Below are 16777 nucleotides of genomic sequence, written 5' to 3'. Positions count from 1 at the left end.
CCTTTTTTAATATTTCATTCTCCATTTCAATGCGTTGTAGCTTTTTCCTCAGCTCACGTATTTCGATTTGTTCTGGTGTTATCGGAGAGGCTTTTGGTGTTTTGCCCTGACGCTCATCACGCAGTTGTTTGACCCATCTTGTCATTGTGGAAAGGCCAACATCCATAGCTTTGGCGGCATCTGCCACCGTGTAGTTCTGGTCAACAACCAGTTGAGCGGATTCGCGTTTAAACTCTGCGCTGAAATTTCTTTTTTTCATTGGAGCACCTGTGTTGTTCTGAGGTGAGCATATCACCTCTGTTCAGGTGGCCAAATTCAGTGTGCCACTTCAGTCTGTATAGACTTCAGTGATTCTGCAACTCGGCGGCTTGCTTTCGGAGGATCATCGAAAACAATTATCAGATTATCGGCTAACGCGCCGTTATGTTTTTCGGTTAGTTGGGAGTAGCTCGAATAATGCTTTGTTTGCCCCGCCAGCAGCGGTGAAAGTATCTGCTGGAAGAGAAATCCTTTGCCCGTACCGGTATCAGATGGGATCACAAGATGCCATGTTGGACGCTCTTCTGGGCGCTGGAAACAGTGAGCTAACCAAGCGCAGACGTTGGCGCGATCGTCTCCATCAGGGAACATCCTCACTAAGTATTCAAACCATGGTGTAAGGATGTCTACTGGAGACTTGTCACTGGAGAATTTGCGAAATGTGTTAAGCATCCCATCGTCAGAAAGGCCAGACGGCAACGCCGGATTGAAGATACTTTGGGCAATGTATGGAAGTGTTCGAAATACAACGGACTGCCATAGTGGATTCCATGAGTTCCCTGAAAAACGAGCGTAATGTACCGCAAGGGAATCGAGACTATGATCGGTGCCTGTGTTGATATTGCGCAACTTAACGCCACCAGGTAGCGAAATCAGGGCGTATCCTTGACTACGCAAGTGTAACGCGAAGGCTTCAACTGGAGATGGGGTCGTGCATGTGGTTGTCTTTTGGGTCATAGGTGTCGTGCTCCTGTGCGTCGTATAAAAGTTTAATAATCTGTGCTGCGCGTGAACGGTGTTCGCGCGTTTCGTCTAACCATTGTTCAATGTCTTTTGGAACGATTAACTGCATGGCTTAGTTTCCTGTTGTTGAAGGCTTTTCATAAAGCAAATGGTCGTAGTACGCCCATGCTGTCCCGTAATAAACGCCGAGGTTTCTGATGTACTTCAGGAAATGTTCCCAGCTAAGGTAGTGCCAGATCTCCAGAGCGAACTCATAAAGTTGCGTGGTTACTGCATCATTACGTCCCAACCATGCATCAAATAACGGCTGAGCGAACTGCGGCGGCTTCCAACCCTGCTGAATTAGGAAGGCTCGCACCTTTCCCTCAAACGTGTTTGTTGAGCGATTGAGGACCAACCTACATGTCCCTGTATCGTGGTCATGGTCGATGCATGGAGAATTTAGTCTGGTGCCCGTAATCGGGTCTTTTCCATCCTGGAGTGAGGACATCATTTCTCTGTAAGCCGGGCGTTGCCGGGAGGCTAACCGCCGGGAATCTGACGGCATAGCGAACTGTTGAAATTGTGCGTCTACCATCACACCTCGAATGCTGCGAAGATCGCTTGTTCAGTAGTGATAGCGTCTTTGGCTGACTGTTCGGCGGATGCTGCTTCCTGCTTTCGCTGGCGTTGTTGACGGACGATTTCCAACACTTCTGCGGCGATATCCGACTTCAGACGTTCAGATGCCGCCGCTACAGCCTCCTGGCGTTCCTGTACCAGCAGAATCTCCGGTTTAAACATGCTGACCTCGAAGAAAGGCGAAGATTGATAATGGTTGCAGGCCTGAGGATTGAGGATGTAACCGTTGTCCAGGTAAGCTGCCGCCTTAGTGATGACCAGCGGGAACACCTCATTGAAGATGATGGTGGTGCTGACTTCGGACAAGGCTACTTTTTCCGCTTGCGTGATACGTTCGTCATAAAGACGCTGGATGAGGGATGTTTGCTCTTTAGTTAGTTTCATTAATAATGCGCTCCTTTGCTTTAAGGATTTTGTTCAGATTGATGGATTGGCAGCACTTACAGCGGAATGGGCTATCGGTGCTGGTGGCGGTTTCGCTGAGAAAATACTCGTCGCGATGATGGATAAGTCCGCTTTTTTCATACTCATTGAGATGCAGATGGGCGTTGTTGTAGCCCCATCTCTCCACGTACTCTTCAAAAGTGAAGACGTGATGTTGCTGGTGTTCCAACCACAGAAGGAAGCCGATTCGTTTCGGTGTCTGGGGCAGGCCCAGTAGCTTTAGCCGCGATTTGCACGCGTGCCATGTGGTGTGGTCAACCTTGCCGCGCAGACGTGCGGAGTCCGTTACGTCGATTGACGCTAAGTTTTTATTTTCCAAATAATGATTTCCTGATGGTAATAAAAAACCCGCAAGCGGATTGATCCAGCCTACCAAGGAGAAGAGGCAGAAACTGGCACCTGCGGGATTTTATGTGTTTCGGTGGGATGTCGGGGAAATCTTCCCCTTAATTACATAATAACACGAATCATTCTCATTTGTCAAGCTATTTATGAATTTCCTTATTAAAATCAATAAACTAAACCATATCAAGCAGTGGCGTGCTTGATGAGAAACACACGCTGTTTGCCATGATTTATAAAAGCATAGGGAATCCCCCCTGCACTTACAGGAAAGTTGACGGGAGTTTAGTCCCAGCAAATGCCATCAACTACAGTGAGTAAATCCGACACAAGGTACTTGCGGGTATAAACTTGGATCTGCCCTGAGTTGCTATGCTCATGCCCAACAAACTGTTGCACAAGAAAGCGCTCATTAGTTTTAGTGGCCTCAGTAATCAGAGTCGTACGTAAGCTATGCACGATACGTCTACGCTTGTAATCATCCAAATAAGGGATCTCAAGTGCTTCCCGAGTATCATGGAAAAATCGGGTGATCTGGTTGTAGTTTGTGATCTCCGGGAAAATAGAATCATCCGCAGAAAATCCCGCAGCATATTCCAGAAAGCCATGCTCAATCAAACTAAGGGACAGTGGGACTTGTCTTGTCCCAGCCTCGGTTTTGGTATCATCAATCATGATGTAGTACCGTTGAGAATCATCATCAAGACGAATATCCGAACGCTTTAATTTTGCTATCTCTGCCCGCCTTGCACCAGTATAAGCAAGAAGAAGAGGTATCCATTTTTTCCAACCAGATAGAGACCTGAAATAGGTCACCAGCTTTCGCATTTCGGTGAGGCTATAGTGACCATAGCTTTTGCTCTGTGCCTCATAATGGACGTTTAGCGTCGGCGAGGCTGCCAAAATATCAATTTCTGACGTCAGGTATGTAGAGAACAACCCCTGGCATAGCTTCAAATAATCCTTTACGGTCTTCGGTGCTACAAGGTCATCCTCGGGAATCTCATCCAAATCTAAACACTCTCGAACCGTCATCTTGTTATATGGCTTCTTGTTCTGACGGGGTAGACCCTCCACCACTTCGAGCAAGTTTTTGATATCGCGACGGGTGATTTTGTTCACTGGCGTATCAGCCCCCAGCACTTCCCTGATAACCGTGAAGTACTTTTCGTTCCCCTTCCGAATCTTCGGTTTCCAATCTGATTTGAACACCAGAAAACCATCCCATGCCTCTTGCAATGTCATCGCTGGCGCAGGCTCTTCAACCGGAGACACTGCGACAGGTGGAGGGATTTTCTGTTTCATATCGGCGAGGATCTGGGAGTACGTCGAAAAATCTTTACTCAGAAAAGCTGCATTGGCCTTCTGCGACTGGTGCAAAAGAATGTCGTACCTGGATGCTGCTGCGACAATGGCACTTTCCATACCTGAAATATCGAAACGCTGAGCCAGAGACTCAAGAAAAAAAGATTCCGTCGGGGATGCTTCGCCGTTGAAGAGTTGATCTTCATAGAACTCTTGAAAAAACTGTGCGAACGCCCGACCAGTATCTGGTGATAATGGTGGGGTTACATCTCCCCTTATTTTTCGCTGGCGAGCGTCAGCGGGGATATTCTCTACATAACCATAAATCTCTGCATGTTGCGCGGCTACGAAAGCATCAATATCATGCTGGGAGAGCTTTTTCATCATTCGTATGATTCTCTTTAACTGATCGCGGTGGATAGTACCAGATCGCAAAAGAGTGAAGAATGGCGTTAGTCGGGAGATCAGGAACTGACATCGGCGTGGGCTATCTGTACCAAGCGAGCAACGGAAAAATTGATTATCAGACAATCTGAAGTAGGCGTAAAAAACGCCGTTACGCTGAAGCGTATGAGGTAGGTAACAATCGTTGATGTATCCCATTCTGTATCTCATTTATGCTTCTAAGTGCCTGAGATACATCAACTTATTGTTTTTAAAGAAGTTGAAGCTGACCGATAAGCCGGGTTCTGTCGTGGACAGTCATTCATCTAGGCCAGCAATCGCTCACTGGCTCAAGCAGCCTACCCGGGTTCAGTACGGGCCGTACCTTGTGAACCCCTATTTGGCCTTGCTCCGGGTGGAGTTTACCGTGCCACGGACTGTTACCAGCCGCGCGGTGCGCTCTTACCGCACCCTTTCACCCTTACCTGATCCCACTTGCGTGGGCCATCGGCGGTTTGCTCTCTGTTGCACTGGTCGTGGGTTTCCCCCCCAGGCGTTACCTGGCACCCTGCCCTATGGAGCCCGGACTTTCCTCCCCTCCGCCCGTCTCCCCCGAAGAGGACGACGACGAAGCGGCGACTGTCTGGTCAGCTTCGGCGCGCAGTATAGAGGGTTTGCGGGGCATTGTCACCCCACACTGCGCATTCCTATCGCCAACGTGGCGGCGATGTTTCTTGAAGCGCGATAAATATTATCAAATGCCCCACGAAAAGCCTCTTCCAGCGTGCTGATGGTGGTTAATACGCTAAACACCGCATCGATACCATATTGATGCACCACCTCCACATCGCGCGTCAGGCTGCCGCCAATACCAATTACCGGCTTGTGGTACTTCTTCGCGACATTCGCCACACCCACCGGCACTTTGCCGTGAATGCTCTGGCTGTCAATCCGCCCTTCTCCGGTCACCACCAGCGTACAGTCATGAATATGCTCTTCCAGATTTAGCGCCTGGGTCACAATCTCAATACCACTGCGCAGCTCCGCACCTAAAAAAGCCATTAACGCGGCGCCCATTCCGCCTGCCGCACCTGAGCCAGGAACGTCTTTCACATCAACCCGCAGCGATTTTTTAATGATGTCGGCATAGTGAGACAGATTGCGGTCTAGTTCGATAATGCGTTCTTCCGTCGCCCCTTTCTGCGGGCCAAAAATGCGCGAAGCGCCAGTAACGCCGGTAAGTGGATTGGTCACATCGCAGGCCACGCGAATTGAGCAGGTTTTTAAGCGCGGATCCAGGCCCGTTATATCGATGGTGTTCAGACTCTCCAGGCTTCCACCACCGTTGCCAATCTCTGTCCCGTTGGCGTCGCATAGTTTCGCCCCCAGCGCCTGCACCATACCCGCGCCGCCGTCGTTGGTCGCACTGCCGCCAATACCAATAATGATGCTCTGCGCACCGCTATCCAGCGCCTGCAAAATCAACTCCCCGGTGCCGCGCGACGTGGTGACTAACGGGTTACGCTTTTCAGGAGGAACTAACGCCAGACCGCTGGCTGCCGCCATTTCGATAAACGCGGTTTTACCATCTCCAGACATGCCCCAGCAGGCATTCACTTTTTCGCCCAGCGGCCCTGTCACCCACGCTGAATGTTCACTCCCCTGCGTAGCGGCAATCATGGCTTCGACCGTTCCTTCACCGCCATCGGCAACCGGGACAGAAACATATTGCGCATCGGGGAAAATTTCCCGAAATCCTTTTTCTATTGCCTGAGCTACCTCGGTGGCAGAAAGGCTTTCTTTATAAGAGTCTGGGGCAATTACGATTTTCATAGTTATGTAGCCTGACAGTGCCGCGCAAGGCAAGAAATACAGGGCGCGCATCCGCGCCCTTCTTGTTAGCGAGTGACTTCCACTTTCGCCAGTTTTTCGTAGTAGCATGCGAGTGCGCTATGATCGGCGGTGCCCAGCCCATCAGCGCGTAGCGCCTGCATCATCTCCATGACTGCAGCAGTCAGCGGTAACTGAGCGCCAACGCCATGAGAGGTATCCAGCGCGTTCGCCAGATCTTTAATATGCAGGTCGATACGGAAACCCGGCTTAAAGTTTCTGTCCATAACCATCGGCGCTTTCGCATCCAGTACGGTGCTTCCCGCCAGCCCACCACGGATCGCCTGATACACCAGATCCGGGTTTACGCCCGCTTTGGTCGCCAGCGTCAGCGCTTCCGACATTGCCGCAATGTTCAGCGCCACAATCACCTGATTCGCCAGCTTGGTGACGTTACCCGCGCCGATATCACCGGTATGTACCACGGAACCTGCCATCGCTTTCATCAGATCGTAATATTTGTCAAAAATCGCTTTATCACCGCCAACCATCACCGACAGAGTACCGTCGATGGCTTTCGGTTCACCGCCGCTTACCGGCGCGTCCAGCATATCCACGCCTTTCGCTTTCAGCGCGTCGCTGATTTCACGGCTGGCTAACGGCGCGATGGAGCTCATGTCGATCAGCACTGTCCCCGGTTTCGCCCCTTCAATAATGCCGCCCTCTCCCAGCGCCACTTCTTTCACATGCGGAGAATTCGGCAGCATGGTGATGATCACATCGCACTGCTCGGCAATATCTTTCGCCGTGGCGGCGGTTTCTGCGCCTGCGGCAATCACTTCCGCAATGGATTCCGGGTTACGGTCAGCAACCACCAGCGAGTAACCTGCCTTGAGGAGGTTTTTACTCATTGGTTTACCCATAATACCGAGGCCAATAAAACCAACTTTCATTGTCATGTCTTTATCTCTCTCTACTGTCGAGGGGGGTTATTTCTTAAAAGAATCAGCCAATTTTTGCGTGGCTGAACGGAACACGCCAAGATCGCTGCCAACGGCAACAAACGTCGCGCCCCACTCCAGATAACGACGCGCATCCGCCTCTACCGGGGCCAGAATGCCGCTTGGTTTGCCGTGTGCTTTCGCGCGGGCAAAAATGTGCTGGATAGCTTTCTGCACATCAGGGTGTGACGCATTGCCGAGGTGGCCTAACGCCGCAGCCAGATCGCTTGGGCCGACGAAGACCCCGTCGACGCCTTCTGTCGCCGCGATTGCGTCAACGTTATCGACGCCCTGCTGACTTTCGATCTGCACGATGATGGTGATGTTCTTATTCGACTGCGCAAAGTAGTCCGGTACGGTGCCAAACATATTGGCGCGATGGGATACGGACACGCCGCGAATACCTTCCGGCGGATAGCGGGTCGACGCCACGGCGTTCACCGCCTCTTCTTCCGTCTCCACGAACGGGATCAGGAAGTTGTAAAATCCGATATCCAGCAGGCGTTTGATAATTACCGGCTCGTTGGTCGGTACGCGCACTACCGGCGCGCTGGCGCTACCTTTCAGCGCCATCAATTGCGGGATAAACGTCGATATGTCGTTCGGCGCGTGTTCGCCGTCCAGCACCAGCCAGTCAAAACCCGCCAGGCCTAAAACTTCGGTACTGATTGGGCTGGCTAATGCAGACCAGCAGCCAATCTGAATCTGTTGCGCCGCGAGAGCCGCTTTAAACTTATTCGGAAAAATCGTGTTATTCATCGCTTACACCTTTGTTTATTTCTGCAATTCCATACGTTTAATGTCACCGACAATAAACAGGTAGCAAACCATTGCCATCAGCGCCGAGCACCCTACAAACATCAGCGCAGCATTAAATGAGTGCAGCTCGCTCACCAGATACCCAATCACCAGCGGGGTGACGATGGAAGCCACATTGCCAAATACGTTAAATACCCCACCGCACAGACCGACAATCTCTTTCGGCGCAGTATCGGAAATCACCGGCCATCCCAGCGCCCCGAAGCCTTTACCGAAGAACGCCAGCGCCATCAGCGCCACCACCAGGGTGGTGTTATCGGTGTAGTTACACAGAATAATGGTCGAGGCGAGCAGCATTCCGAGCACAATCGGCAGCTTACGTGCCAGAGTGATGCTGAAGCCACGTTTAATCAGATAATCAGAGAACACGCCGCCGAGTACGCCACCGGCAAATCCGCACAGCGCAGGAATCGAAGCCACCAGGCCCACTTTCAGGATCGACATGCCTTTTTCCTGTACCAGGTAAATCGGGAACCAGGTGAGGAAAAACCAGGTAATTGTGTTGATAAAATACTGTCCGAAGAACACGCCGAGCATCATACGGTTAGTGAGCAACTGCTTGATATAATGCAATTTAGGACCGCCTGACTTCACATCACCCGGCTTTTTATGGTCCATATCCACGACCGCGCCGTTTTCAGAGATAAACTTCAGCTCTTCTTGCGACATACGCGGGTGATCGGTTGGGTTATGAATAAACTTTACCCACAGTCCGGTGAGCACAAAACCAATCACGCCCATCACGGTAAAGACGTGTTCCCAGCCCCAGGCGAAGGTCAGCCAGCCCAGCAGCGGCGAAAACAGCGCCAGAGAGAAATACTGTGCGGAGTTAAAAATTGCGGACGCCGTACCGCGCTCTTTCGTCGGGAACCAGGCTGCCACAATACGGGCATTCGCCGGGAAGGACGGCGCTTCCGAGAAGCCCAGCATAAAGCGCATGATGAACATTGAAATACCCGCCCAGGCCAGCGGGAACATGTCTACAAAGCCCTGCAGGAAGGTAAACAGCGACCAGAAGAACAGGCTGTAGGTGTAGACTTTCTTAGAACCGAACTTATCCAGCAGCCAGCCGCCGGGGATTTGCATTAACAGGTAAGCCCAGCCGAAAGCGGAGAAAATGTACCCCATTGAGATGGCACTGAGCTGTAACTCTTTCGCCACTTCCGTGCCGGCAATTGACAGCGTTGCACGGTCCGCATAGTTAACGGCTGTAACGATAAATATTATCAGCAATATTAAGTAACGGGTGTGCGTGCCTTTCTTTTTCTCGACAACTGTATCCAGAATCATTCTAATTACCTCGGGTACATTAATTTTTTATTATTATTGGGTAGATATTCCTAGTGATAAATTACTGATAATAAGAACGCATAATAATTTATCAGACGCTATGAAACCGTGATTTAGTATAATCAGCAGCGCAACGTTAATCATTGTGCAAACGCTCATTAAACATGCGTTATTAAAATAATGTTTTGAGCATATGCACACATGCATGGGCGCTAATGCACACATTTACGTATTGCTACCCCTGGTGGGGCGGCCTTGCTGAGTTTAAGTGATCATCATCACATTCTTGGCGATAAACTCCTGACATTCTTATTTCACGATACCGAATCTTTATTACTTATAATTAGATTCAAAATATAAATATCCACACTATTATCACCACCTTGTTGGAGAATACTGGACAATGGCCGACATCGAAATCAGACAAGAATCGCCAACGGCGTTTTATATTAAAGTTCACGAAACAGATAATGTGGCGATAATTGTCAATGACAATGGTCTGAAAGCTGGGACGCGTTTTCCAGACGGACTGGAACTCATTGAACATATTCCCCAGGGACATAAAGTGGCGCTCTTGGATATTCCTGTTCGCGGCGAAATCGTGCGTTATGGCGAAGTGATAGGCTATGCCGTTCGCGATATCCCACGCGGCAGTTGGATTGATGAATCAATGGTTGAGCTACCCAAGGCCCCGCCGCTGGAGACGCTGCCGCTGGCAACCAAAGTGCCAGAGCCGCTGCCGCCTCTTGAGGGTTACACCTTCGAAGGTTATCGCAATGCGGACGGTAGTGTCGGCACCAAGAATCTGCTCGGTATTTCCACCAGCGTGCACTGCGTGGCGGGCGTGGTGGATTATGTGGTGAAAATCATTGAGCGCGATCTGCTGCCCAAATACCCGAACGTTGACGGCGTGGTCGGACTCAATCATCTGTACGGCTGCGGCGTGGCAATTAATGCCCCAGCCGCCATCGTGCCGATTCGTACCATTCACAATATTGCGCTAAACCCGAACTTTGGCGGTGAAGTGATGGTCATTGGCCTCGGCTGCGAAAAACTGCAGCCAGAGCGCCTGCTGGAAGGCACGCACGACGTGAAAAGTATTCCGGTCGACAGCGCCAGCATCGTCAGCCTGCAGGATGAAAAACATGTTGGCTTTCAATCGATGGTTGCCGATATTTTGCAGGTGGCGGAACGCCATCTGGCAAAACTCAATCAACGCCAGCGTGAAACCTGCCCGGCGTCAGAACTGGTGGTCGGCATGCAGTGCGGCGGCAGCGATGCGTTTTCCGGCGTGACGGCCAACCCGGCGGTAGGTTATGCCTCCGACCTGTTAGTACGCTGCGGCGCCACCGTAATGTTCTCTGAGGTTACCGAAGTGCGCGATGCCATCCATCTTCTGACCCCACGTGCGATTAACGAAGAAGTAGGTAAACGCCTGCTTGAAGAGATGGCCTGGTACGATAACTACCTTGATATGGGCAAAACGGATCGCAGCGCCAACCCTTCTCCAGGCAACAAGAAAGGCGGTCTGGCAAACGTGGTGGAAAAAGCGCTGGGTTCTATTGCCAAGTCTGGCAAGAGCGCGATTGTCGAAGTCTTGTCGCCGGGTCAACGCCCAACCAAACGCGGCCTGATTTACGCGGCTACACCCGCCAGTGATTTTGTCTGCGGTACGCAGCAGGTCGCTTCCGGGATCACCGTGCAGGTGTTCACCACCGGTCGCGGTACGCCGTACGGCCTGATGGCCGTGCCAGTGATAAAAATGGCGACCCGAACCGAGCTGGCCAACCGTTGGTTTGACCTGATGGACATCAACGCAGGCACCATCGCCACCGGGGAAGAAACCATTGAAGACGTGGGTCTGAAACTGTTCGAGTTTATTCTCGACGTCGCCAGCGGGCGTAAGAAAACCTTCTCGGATCAATGGGGACTGCATAACCAGCTGGCGGTGTTTAACCCGGCGCCAGTGACCTGATTATCCACGTTTTTTCTTCATGAGCATGCCTTCGGGCATGCTTTTTTTTGCCATATGCTTTCGTAACCCTCCCTTTTCTTTCGAAACTTTCATTTATCAGATCGAAATCACAAAAAAACGTTACGAAACCCTATACTTTATTTCGAAGAAAGCAATCGAAAGACTTCGGAGGAAGTATGTTTATCATCTCAAGCAAAATGATGCTGAAGAAGGCACAGCGAGAAGGCTATGCCGTACCGGCGTTTAACATTCACAACCTGGAGACCTTACAGGTTGTCGTGGAAACAGCAGCCGAACTACGCTCTCCGTTGATCGTCGCCGGCACGCCTGGCACTTTTAGCTATGCCGGTGTCGGTAATATCGTTGCAATCGCCAGTGAACTGGCAAGATGCTGGAACCATCCTCTCGCCATCCATCTCGATCACCATGAAAGCGCCACCGATATTGAAGAGAAAGTCGCTACAGGTATTCGCTCCGTCATGATCGATGGTTCCCATCTGCCGTTTGTCGACAACATTGCGTTAGTTAAACACGTAACGGATTACTGCCACCGCTATGACGTTAGCGTTGAAGCTGAGCTCGGACGGTTGGGTGGACAAGAAGATGACCTAATCGTGGACGGAAAAGATGCGCTTTATACCCACCCAGAACAGGCTCGGGAGTTCGTGGAAAAAACCGGTATCGACTCACTGGCGGTCGCGATTGGCACAGCTCATGGACTGTATAGCACTGAACCTAAACTGGATTTTGAACGGCTAACAGAAATTCGTCAGTCCGTTGATATTCCACTGGTTCTACATGGCGCATCCGGCCTGCCAGCACATGATATTAAGCGTGCCATCTCTTTAGGGATCTGCAAAGTCAACGTCGCTACCGAACTCAAAATCGCCTTTTCTGGCGCACTCAAAACCTATCTGAGTACACATACCAATGCGAATGACCCACGGCATTACATGATGCCAGCAAAAGCTGCCATGAAAGAAGTGGTACGTAAAGTCATTGCCGACTGCGGTTGCGAAGGAAAACTATAAGTAACTGATTAATATGAATTGTATGAATTCTGGCAAAGGTCTGTTTTAAAGCTGGATCACGAAAGCTGCTTTTACCCTTTGCCTTCAATCCAAAAATATTATGAAGATAAACAAAAGATATCGGAGATAGAAGTGAAAGAAATAATCTCTCGTCATAAAGCAGGTGAACATTTAGGTATTTGTTCTGTTTGTTCAGCACATCCGTTGGTCATTGAATCCGCATTACGCTTTGATCTCAATACGGACAGTAAAGTTCTGATCGAAGCAACGTCTAATCAGGTTAATCAGTTTGGTGGCTATACCGGGATGAAACCCGCCGATTTCCGTGATTTTGTCTATGGCATCGCACAAGAAATTGGCTTCCCTCGAGAAAGACTGATCCTGGGGGGCGATCACCTCGGCCCTAACTGCTGGCAAAATGAAGTAGCGGCAGAAGCGATGGAGAAATCCGTAGCCTTGATTAAAGCTTACGTCGCCGCAGGATTCAGCAAAATCCATCTTGATGCTTCAATGTCCTGCGCTGACGATCCGACACCGCTAGACCCGATGGTTGTTGCTCAGCGAGCAGCCATACTTTGCCAGGCAGCAGAATCAACAGCAACCGAAGAACAGAAACGCCAACTGACTTACGTGATTGGCACTGAAGTTCCCGTACCTGGTGGAGAAGCCACCACCATCGGTAGCGTTCATGTCACACGTGAAGAAGATGCCGCCCGGACACTGGAAACCCATCAGGTTGCCTTCAGTGCATTAGGGCTTGAAGAAGCGTTAACGCGCGTAATCGCCATTGTGGTCCAGCCCGGCGTCGAATTCGATCACACTCAAATTATTCACTATCAGCCACAAGCTGCAAAAGCGCTTTCCGCCTGGATCAAAGAGACCCCAATGGTCTACGAAGCGCATTCTACCGATTATCAAACCCGCCAGGCATACCGTGCGCTGGTACGCGATCACTATGCGATTTTGAAAGTGGGTCCAGCACTCACCTTCGCTCTGCGTGAAGCTATTTTTGCCCTTGCGCAAATGGAAAATGAACTGGTATCTCCGGAGCAAAGAAGCCGGGTATTGGAAGTGATTGACGAAGTTATGTTGAATGAACCGGACTACTGGAAAAAATACTATCGCCCAACCTGGAGTCAGGCGATGGTTGATATTCACTTCAGTCTCTCCGACCGTATTCGTTACTACTGGCCGCATCCCCGCATTCGTCAAAGCGTAGAGAAATTAATAACCAATCTTAATGACGTCGCTTTACCACTGGGGCTAATTAGCCAGTTTATGCCCGTGCAATTTGAGCGTCTGTCTGAAGGAACGTTAACCGCGACGCCACACAATCTGATTATCGACAAAATTCAGGACGTTCTGCGCGCCTATCGCTTTGGTTGCGCACCAGCACTTGCCTGAAATCAGGAGAATATATGAGCCAACTTTTTGTCCGAACAGGAATTAACTTTAGCTCGTGTCAGCATGCGCTGACACATATTGGGGAGGAGATGCTGGCCAAAGGGGTCGTGCACGAAAGTTACCCGCAGGCCCTGATTGAGCGTGAAGCAACCTTTCCAACTGGAATAGCGCTGGAACGTCATGCCGTTGCGATTCCACATTGTGAAGCTGTCCATGCTAAATCTCCTGCTATCTATCTGATTCGCCCGGATACACCGGTCAACTTTCAACAAGCGGATGATGATGAAGAGATCGCCGTCTCTTTAATTATCGCCTTAATCGTTGAGAACCCGACGGCACAACTGAAGCTCCTGCGTCGTCTGTTTAGTGAGCTACAAAACCCGAACACCATTGAAGCATTACTGAATGCGCCCGATGCAGAACTGGCAATGCTCTTTCGGGAAAAAATCCTTGAGTCTGAGCTCTGTGCCCAGATTTGATAAAAAACTGATAATAAAAGGAATACCCTATGAAACGTAAAGTAATTGTGGCCTGTGGCGGTGCTGTAGCAACTTCAACAATGGCTGCAGAAGAAATTAAAGAACTCTGTGAAGCCAACAATATACAACTCGACCTGGTTCAGTGTCGTGTAACAGAAATCGAAACCTACATGGACGGCGCAGACCTCATTTGTACCACGGCTCGCGTTGACCGTACATTTGGCGATATCCCGGTGGTTCACGGCATGCCTTTTGTCTCAGGCGTGGGTATCGAAGCATTGCAGCAAAAAATCCTGACCATCCTCGTGGGGTAACGCCATGTTTAGCGAAATAATGCGTTATATCCTCGATTTAGGTCCAACGGTTATGCTGCCGTTAGTGATCATCATCTTCTCAAAATTGCTGGGAATGAAGCTCGGGGATTGTTTTAAATCTGGTCTGCATATCGGGATTGGGTTTGTCGGCATCGGTCTGGTAATCGGCCTGATGCTGGACTCTATTGGACCTGCCGCAAAAGCAATGGCAGAACAGTTTCAAATCAACCTGCACGTCATCGATGTCGGCTGGCCTGGTTCATCACCGATGACCTGGGCTTCGCAAATTGCGTTAATTGCGATTCCTGTCGCCATTGGGGTGAATATCCTGATGCTGGTTACCCGCATGACCCGTGTGGTGAATGTCGACATCTGGAATATCTGGCATATGACGTTTACCGGCGCCATGTTGCATCTGGCGACCGGTTCATACTGGTTGGGCATCCTCGGTGTGGTTGTTCATGCCGCCTTCGTCTACAAACTGGGCGACTGGTTTGCCAAAGACACGCGCGACTTTTTTGGCCTGGAAGGCATCGCCATTCCACATGGTTCCTCGGCATATCTGGGCCCGATAGCGGTCCTGGTTGATACGATCATTGAAAAAATCCCAGGTCTGAACCGCATTCATTTCAGTGCGGATGATGTACAAAAACGCTTCGGCCCCTTCGGCGAACCCGTGACCGTCGGTTTTGTGATGGGGTTAGTGATCGGCATGCTGGCAGGGTATGACGTTAAAGCTGTACTCCAACTGGCGGTTAAAACAGCTGCCGTTATGTTGCTCATGCCGCGCGTCATTAAACCGATTATGGATGGACTCACTCCCATTGCAAAGCATGCTCGCAAGCGCCTGCAGGCAAAATTTGGTGGCCAGGAGTTCTTGATTGGCCTGGATCCTGCGCTACTGCTCGGCCATACGTCAGTGGTTTCCGCCAGTCTTATCTTTATCCCGCTGACCATTCTGATTGCCGTTCTGGTACCAGGAAACCAGGTTCTGCCATTCGGCGATCTCGCGACCATTGGTTTCTTTGTCGCCATGGCGGTAGCCGTTCATCAGGGAAACCTTTTCCGCACGCTGATCTCCGGCGTCATCATCATGGGTATCACCCTGTGGATAGCCACGCAAACCATTGGTTTACATACCCAGCTAGCCGCCAATGCGGGCGCATTGAAAGCTGGTGGCATGGTGGCTTCAATGGACCAGGGCGGCTCCCCAATCACCTGGCTGCTAATCCAGCTCTTCACCTGGCAGAACGTGGTGGGTTTCATCATTATCGGTGCTATTTACCTGTTGGGTGTACTGCTGACCTGGCGTCGGGCGCGTAATTTCGTGGCGGCTGAAAAAGCGGCAGCCATAACAGAAAGCCAGACCGCATCTTAATTTCTGGGGAGCATTTGCTCCCCTTCACTTTTCTGGAGACACTTATGAAATCAGTGGTTATTCACGCTGAGGGCGACGTACGCGTTGAAGAACGTCCCATACCACAACTACAAACTGATGAAGATGTACTGGTCAAGGTGGTCAGTTCAGGGCTTTGCGGCTCAGATATTCCCCGAGTCTTCAATCATGGCGCTCACTATTATCCAATCACACTTGGGCATGAGTTCAGTGGCTATGTTGAGTCTTACGGCGCGGGCGTAACCGATCTACAACCCGGAGATGCCGTTGCCTGCGTACCGCTGCTCCCCTGCTTCCACTGTCCTCAGTGCGAGCGTGGATATTTCTCATTGTGTAAGCAATATCAGTTTGTCGGATCGCGCAGCGAAGGCGGCAATGCAGAATATGTGGTGGTAAAACGCGCCAACCTGTTCCGCCTGCCTTCAGAAATGCCGATTGATGATGGCGCATTCATTGAGCCCATTACCGTTGGCCTGCATGCTTTTCACCTCGCTCAGGGATGCGAAGGCAAAAACGTGATCATCGTTGGTGCAGGTACTATCGGTTTACTGGCAATGCAATGTGCTCGCGAACTCGGCGCAAAAAGCATCACGGCGATTGATATCAACCCGCAGAAGCTGGCGTTAGCAAAAGAACTGGGGGCAACCTATGTGTTTAACAGTCGGGAGATGAGTGCGACCGAGATCTACTCCAGTCTGGAGAACATTCAATTTGACCAACTCATCCTGGAGACTGCGGGAACCCCACAAACTGTTACTCTGTCGATCGAAATTGCCGGACCTCGCGCTCAACTGGCATTAGTCGGTACGCTGCATCACGATCTGGCGCTAGCTTCAGGTGTTTTTGGGCAAATATTGCGTAAAGAGTTAACCATCCTTGGCAGTTGGATGAACTATTCCAGCCCATGGCCTGGAGAAGAGTGGGAAACCGCTGCCCGTTTACTCACGGAGAAACGCTTACAGCTTGAGCCGTTAATTGCCCACAGTGGTGATGCCGACAGCTTTGCCAGCGCAGTCAAGTCACTCAATGGCGCGCCGATGCAGGGGAAAATTCTGCTCAAACTCTCCTGACCCAACGAGCCAGCAACCTGCGCTGGCTCACATTTACTTTCGAAATTTAGCGTTCACCTTTCGCAATCCT

At 50.6% G+C, this 16777-nt stretch carries 16 protein-coding genes, 1 other RNA gene and 1 pseudogene; 7 read left to right on the top strand and 11 right to left on the bottom strand.

Annotated elements, in window-relative coordinates; genetic code table 11:
• Position 1: 1 nt before the first annotated feature.
• The 11 genes and pseudogenes from HV302_RS03035 to garP all read right to left on the bottom strand — a co-directional run.
• Positions 2 to 259 (bottom strand): annotated as a pseudogene (locus HV302_RS03035) (IS3 family transposase); the annotation flags it as partial.
• A gap of 56 nt (positions 260 to 315) precedes the next feature.
• Positions 316 to 996, bottom strand: coding sequence for a primase-helicase family protein (locus HV302_RS28130; protein WP_326928748.1), 681 nt, complete (start codon positions 994 to 996; stop codon positions 316 to 318).
• Positions 997 to 1114: 118 nt separating this feature from the next.
• Positions 1115 to 1360 carry a hypothetical protein gene (locus tag HV302_RS28125; RefSeq protein WP_326928747.1) on the bottom strand — a complete coding sequence of 82 codons (246 nt, stop codon included), beginning with the start codon at positions 1358 to 1360 and terminating at the stop codon, positions 1115 to 1117.
• 218 nt (positions 1361 to 1578) lie between these two features.
• Positions 1579 to 2007, bottom strand: coding sequence for a hypothetical protein (locus HV302_RS03020; RefSeq protein WP_063940175.1), 429 nt, complete (start codon positions 2005 to 2007; stop codon positions 1579 to 1581).
• Positions 1994 to 2386, bottom strand: coding sequence for a hypothetical protein (locus tag HV302_RS03015; protein ID WP_063940174.1), 393 nt, complete (start codon positions 2384 to 2386; stop codon positions 1994 to 1996). Before HV302_RS03015 ends, HV302_RS03020 begins: the two co-directional genes overlap by 14 nt.
• A 308-nt stretch (positions 2387 to 2694) precedes the next feature.
• Positions 2695 to 4101 carry a tyrosine-type recombinase/integrase gene (locus HV302_RS03010; RefSeq protein WP_181626891.1) on the bottom strand — a complete coding sequence of 469 codons (1407 nt, stop codon included), beginning with the start codon at positions 4099 to 4101 and terminating at the stop codon, positions 2695 to 2697.
• A 275-nt stretch (positions 4102 to 4376) separates the two neighbouring features.
• Positions 4377 to 4753, bottom strand: an RNA gene (gene rnpB, locus HV302_RS03005) — RNase P RNA component class A.
• A 32-nt stretch (positions 4754 to 4785) separates the two neighbouring features.
• Positions 4786 to 5931, bottom strand: coding sequence for a glycerate 2-kinase (garK, locus tag HV302_RS03000; protein ID WP_181626890.1), 1146 nt, complete (start codon positions 5929 to 5931; stop codon positions 4786 to 4788).
• Between the two features lie 65 nt (positions 5932 to 5996).
• A complete protein-coding gene (gene garR / locus HV302_RS02995) occupies positions 5997 to 6887 on the bottom strand; it encodes a 2-hydroxy-3-oxopropionate reductase (protein WP_016154635.1) in 891 nt (296 codons plus the stop codon).
• A 30-nt stretch (positions 6888 to 6917) separates the two neighbouring features.
• Positions 6918 to 7688, bottom strand: a complete 771-nt coding sequence (gene garL, locus HV302_RS02990) for a 2-dehydro-3-deoxyglucarate aldolase (RefSeq protein WP_005131731.1) — start codon at positions 7686 to 7688, stop codon at positions 6918 to 6920.
• Between the two features lie 15 nt (positions 7689 to 7703).
• Complete coding sequence (garP, locus tag HV302_RS02985) at positions 7704 to 9038, bottom strand: galactarate/glucarate/glycerate transporter GarP (RefSeq protein WP_003024898.1); 1335 nt, start codon at positions 9036 to 9038, stop codon at positions 7704 to 7706.
• Positions 9039 to 9441: 403 nt separating this feature from the next.
• Here garP and garD point away from each other — a divergent pair, with 403 nt between their 5' ends.
• The 7 genes from garD (at position 9442) to gatD (ending at position 16707) form a co-directional block, all read left to right on the top strand.
• The gene (gene garD, locus HV302_RS02980) at positions 9442 to 11013 is read left to right on the top strand and encodes a galactarate dehydratase (RefSeq protein WP_016154637.1); all 1572 of its coding nucleotides are present in this window, start codon (positions 9442 to 9444) and stop codon (positions 11011 to 11013) included.
• 176 nt (positions 11014 to 11189) lie between these two features.
• Positions 11190 to 12044, top strand: coding sequence for a tagatose bisphosphate family class II aldolase (locus tag HV302_RS02975; RefSeq protein ID WP_103284275.1), 855 nt, complete (start codon positions 11190 to 11192; stop codon positions 12042 to 12044).
• A 132-nt stretch (positions 12045 to 12176) separates the two neighbouring features.
• Positions 12177 to 13448 (top strand): tagatose-bisphosphate aldolase subunit GatZ, encoded by a 1272-nt coding sequence (gene gatZ / locus HV302_RS02970; RefSeq protein WP_016154646.1) that lies wholly within the window; start codon positions 12177 to 12179, stop codon positions 13446 to 13448.
• A gap of 14 nt (positions 13449 to 13462) precedes the next feature.
• Positions 13463 to 13927 carry a PTS galactitol transporter subunit IIA gene (gene gatA, locus HV302_RS02965; protein ID WP_019077770.1) on the top strand — a complete coding sequence of 155 codons (465 nt, stop codon included), beginning with the start codon at positions 13463 to 13465 and terminating at the stop codon, positions 13925 to 13927.
• A gap of 29 nt (positions 13928 to 13956) precedes the next feature.
• Positions 13957 to 14241, top strand: coding sequence for a PTS galactitol transporter subunit IIB (gene gatB, locus HV302_RS02960; protein WP_003828616.1), 285 nt, complete (start codon positions 13957 to 13959; stop codon positions 14239 to 14241).
• Positions 14242 to 14245: 4 nt separating this feature from the next.
• Positions 14246 to 15619 (top strand): galactitol-specific PTS transporter subunit IIC, encoded by a 1374-nt coding sequence (locus HV302_RS02955; RefSeq protein WP_016154648.1) that lies wholly within the window; start codon positions 14246 to 14248, stop codon positions 15617 to 15619.
• Positions 15620 to 15663: 44 nt separating this feature from the next.
• Complete coding sequence (gene gatD / locus HV302_RS02950) at positions 15664 to 16707, top strand: galactitol-1-phosphate 5-dehydrogenase (RefSeq protein ID WP_181626889.1); 1044 nt, start codon at positions 15664 to 15666, stop codon at positions 16705 to 16707.
• The last annotated feature ends 70 nt before the right edge of the window (positions 16708 to 16777 follow it).

Origin of the sequence: Citrobacter sp. RHBSTW-00859 (assembly GCF_013729795.1) — a bacterium.
Lineage (GTDB): Bacteria > Pseudomonadota > Gammaproteobacteria > Enterobacterales > Enterobacteriaceae > Citrobacter > Citrobacter braakii.
The sequence above is the reverse complement of the archived record's forward strand: the minus strand, read 5'-3'. Positions and strand labels throughout refer to the sequence as shown.

Bases quoted from the DNA above. Each gene is read 5' to 3' on its own strand.
- HV302_RS28130 (WP_326928748.1), bottom strand. From the start codon at position 996: ATGACCCAAAAGACAACCACATGCACGACCCCATCTCCAGTTGAAGCC.
- HV302_RS03020 (WP_063940175.1), bottom strand. From the start codon at position 2,007: ATGAAACTAACTAAAGAGCAAACATCCCTCATCCAGCGTCTTTATGAC.
- gatB (WP_003828616.1), top strand. From the start codon at position 13,957: ATGAAACGTAAAGTAATTGTGGCCTGTGGCGGTGCTGTAGCAACTTCA.
- garD (WP_016154637.1), top strand. From the start codon at position 9,442: ATGGCCGACATCGAAATCAGACAAGAATCGCCAACGGCGTTTTATATT.
- garP (WP_003024898.1), bottom strand. From the start codon at position 9,038: ATGATTCTGGATACAGTTGTCGAGAAAAAGAAAGGCACGCACACCCGT.
- HV302_RS02975 (WP_103284275.1), top strand. From the start codon at position 11,190: ATGTTTATCATCTCAAGCAAAATGATGCTGAAGAAGGCACAGCGAGAA.
- garR (WP_016154635.1), bottom strand. From the start codon at position 6,887: ATGACAATGAAAGTTGGTTTTATTGGCCTCGGTATTATGGGTAAACCA.
- HV302_RS02955 (WP_016154648.1), top strand. From the start codon at position 14,246: ATGTTTAGCGAAATAATGCGTTATATCCTCGATTTAGGTCCAACGGTT.
- garL (WP_005131731.1), bottom strand. From the start codon at position 7,688: ATGAATAACACGATTTTTCCGAATAAGTTTAAAGCGGCTCTCGCGGCG.
- HV302_RS03010 (WP_181626891.1), bottom strand. From the start codon at position 4,101: ATGATGAAAAAGCTCTCCCAGCATGATATTGATGCTTTCGTAGCCGCG.
- gatA (WP_019077770.1), top strand. From the start codon at position 13,463: ATGAGCCAACTTTTTGTCCGAACAGGAATTAACTTTAGCTCGTGTCAG.
- garK (WP_181626890.1), bottom strand. From the start codon at position 5,931: ATGAAAATCGTAATTGCCCCAGACTCTTATAAAGAAAGCCTTTCTGCC.
- gatD (WP_181626889.1), top strand. From the start codon at position 15,664: ATGAAATCAGTGGTTATTCACGCTGAGGGCGACGTACGCGTTGAAGAA.